This window comes from uncultured Clostridium sp., assembly GCF_934754915.1.
Classification (GTDB): domain Bacteria; phylum Bacillota; class Clostridia; order Clostridiales; family Clostridiaceae; genus Clostridium.
The window spans coordinates 1-2,558 of sequence record NZ_CAKVKB010000278.1 but is presented as its reverse complement, the minus strand read 5'-3'; the positions used below and the strand labels follow the sequence as shown (position 1 = coordinate 2,558).

Sequence of the window (2,558 nt, the reverse complement as noted above, 5' to 3'; positions counted from 1 at the left end):
CCTATATATGTATTATAAAATTCTTTTAGTTTTTGTTTTCCATTGCTGAATTTAATACAAATAAACTGAGGAATCCATATATCAAGCTTTTCCCATTTATATCTCATATTTAAATATGTAATATGTGCTCCCTTTTTCTTTTCCTCCGCTTTTACATAATCTTTTATAAACAATGGCGATGTTGGTCCCTTACACAAAAAATCAACACATAATAAATTAGGTTCTTCTACCCTTATATAATTCTTTAAGCCAGCAACCTCACAAGGTGCTCCTACAAACATAACATGATTTTTTTCTTTTAAAAGCTCCTTTACCTGACGATATACATCCCCCTTATCACTTTGTACATACTTTGATGTTTTAAGTGGTTCCAATTCTAAAACATTACTGATTATTATATGTTCAACTCCTGTAAAATCTTTTTTCCAGACCGCTCCGACGACATATGCATTCTCATAACTAGCCAAAAATGTCTTAGCAAGTGTTTCAAACACACCCCCAGAAGATCCTTCCAAAACGGCTTTACCTTTTTTTGCACTACCTGCAAAGCAGCCTAATGTTCCCTGCTTCTTATTTTGCTTTTCTTTTCCTGTTATTACCGGACATACATTCACACAAAGTCCACAAGAAACACACTTGTTTTTCTGAACAGCCGGGTATAAAAACCCTTCTTTATCTTGTTGCATTTCAATTATACGACTAGGACAAATCATGCTACATGCGGAACACCCACAACAGTCCTCTAACTGTATATATTGAAATGTCGGTGTATTCGCTATTATATTATTTTCTTCCATGATAATCTCCCTGACAACATTTATTATTTACCAAAAATGATAAAATGACTTTCCTGACAATTCATAATCTATCTCATTATTTCTATCACCTATTTTTTTCGCCGGAACCCCTCCAAATATTCCAAACGCAGCACAATCCTTTGTTGCACATCCTTTAGAAGCGAGCACACACCCTTCTTCTATATGTACTCCCGGTAATATTGTGGAGTCAGAACAAATCCACGCATTTTTTTCAATAACAACAGGCTGTGCGTTTTTTTCCAACACCCTAAACTTTTTATCATTCACATCATGTTCCTCTGTCCAGATATGAACCCCCGAACCTAGCACCACATTTTGACCAATTTTAATTCCATTTCTAGCATCTAATATACAATTATTACTAATAACGCAGTTATCCGCATAAAAGTTCCATGGTGATCTAAATTCACATCCGCCAAAAACCACTGTTTTTCCTGTGATTTTCATATTAAATACTAATCTATATAACCAATTACGAAGATGATAACTTGGTAATTTACCAACCATTATTATATTATATCTGGTCAACCCATATAAATATCCATATAAAGTCCAATAAACCCTTTTTAAAAAAGGCTTTTTATTCCCTTCATCCTGTTCCGAAAAACTTTTATTATCAGTCTTAATTTCATTTCTTTTTTTTCTTTTTACATCCATCTTCTCCTGCACACGACAATACAACGTTGTTACAAAAAAACTAACAAATGTAAGACCCAATAACACAACAATCAAAATCTCAGCTACGCCCATTCAGCTACCTTCTTTCAGCTATCTTTACTTTACAAAATGCTTCTTTTAAATACTGCACAGATTCATCACTTAATTCTTTTATTTTTTCTTCGATTGCGCTGTAATCTAACTTTTCAGATAAATATGAATCTATACTTTCCTTACCAAAATAAAATTTTCGATTTACCTCAAATAATTCCATCAAATCATTAATTTTATTCAGCTTATCTTCCCTTCCCATTATTACAAACTCTTTTTTATTCTTGAGTGCAAACACTGTTCCATGAAATGAATCCGTTATAACTAATTCAGCTGATGCAAAAGCTCCCAGCCATTCTTCCAGTCCAATAATATCATAGCTTTTGTCAGCCCAGCATATCTTCCTGCCAATTGATACTATCTTTAAATCATGTTCTTTAGCGTATTCCCGCACTTTAGCCCCATAATTTTTCCATTCGCTAAATGAATACACTAAAATATATTTATCCACGGGTAAACTATGTTCATACTCCTTATAATCATACAGGAATGTAGGATCCACAACTAAATCCACATTTTTTTTCACATTATGCTGTATTAAACTTTTTGTATGCATATCTCTTGCAGAAATACTTACCATACGCATAAGACTTTTTTTCATCTCATCCGTAATATCCATATCTTCATTACACTGACCGCTGCTTGGAGCATATGTCATGCAGGCTGTCTTTAATCCAACTCCATAATATATTGGGTCAAATAACGGATGTTCTAAATTAAACACTTCATCGCTTCCTAAAATAATCAAATCATAACCTAACTGGTCTATCTCCTTCGCAGAATGAACTGTTTTACTTGTAATATATCTAGAACTCCCTTTTATAAATTTACGACATCTTTTAAATCCTCTAATTGAATTAAATATATTCCCTCCAGAATATTCTCGTCCCATGCTCATCTTATAGTTAAGAACCTTCATTCCTTTAGGTTTATAATCAATAAGCTCACACTCATGTCCTAATTCTATTACTT

At 33.1% G+C, this 2,558-nt stretch carries 3 protein-coding genes; all 3 read right to left on the bottom strand.

Translation table 11 applies throughout. The annotated features are described in order from the left end of the window. Positions 1-797, bottom strand: a 797-nt coding sequence (locus tag Q0F58_RS18800; RefSeq protein WP_294379497.1) for a 4Fe-4S dicluster domain-containing protein, incomplete at its 3' end; no start/stop codon positions are given. Positions 798-824: 27 nt separating this feature from the next. Beyond that, positions 825-1,568: a DapH/DapD/GlmU-related protein gene (locus tag Q0F58_RS18795; protein WP_294379495.1), complete on the bottom strand. Its 744-nt coding sequence runs from the start codon at positions 1,566-1,568 to the stop codon at positions 825-827. Between the two features lie 4 nt (positions 1,569-1,572). After that, on the bottom strand, positions 1,573-2,558 hold a 986-nt coding region (locus tag Q0F58_RS18790), incomplete at its 5' end, for a polysaccharide pyruvyl transferase family protein (protein ID WP_294379494.1).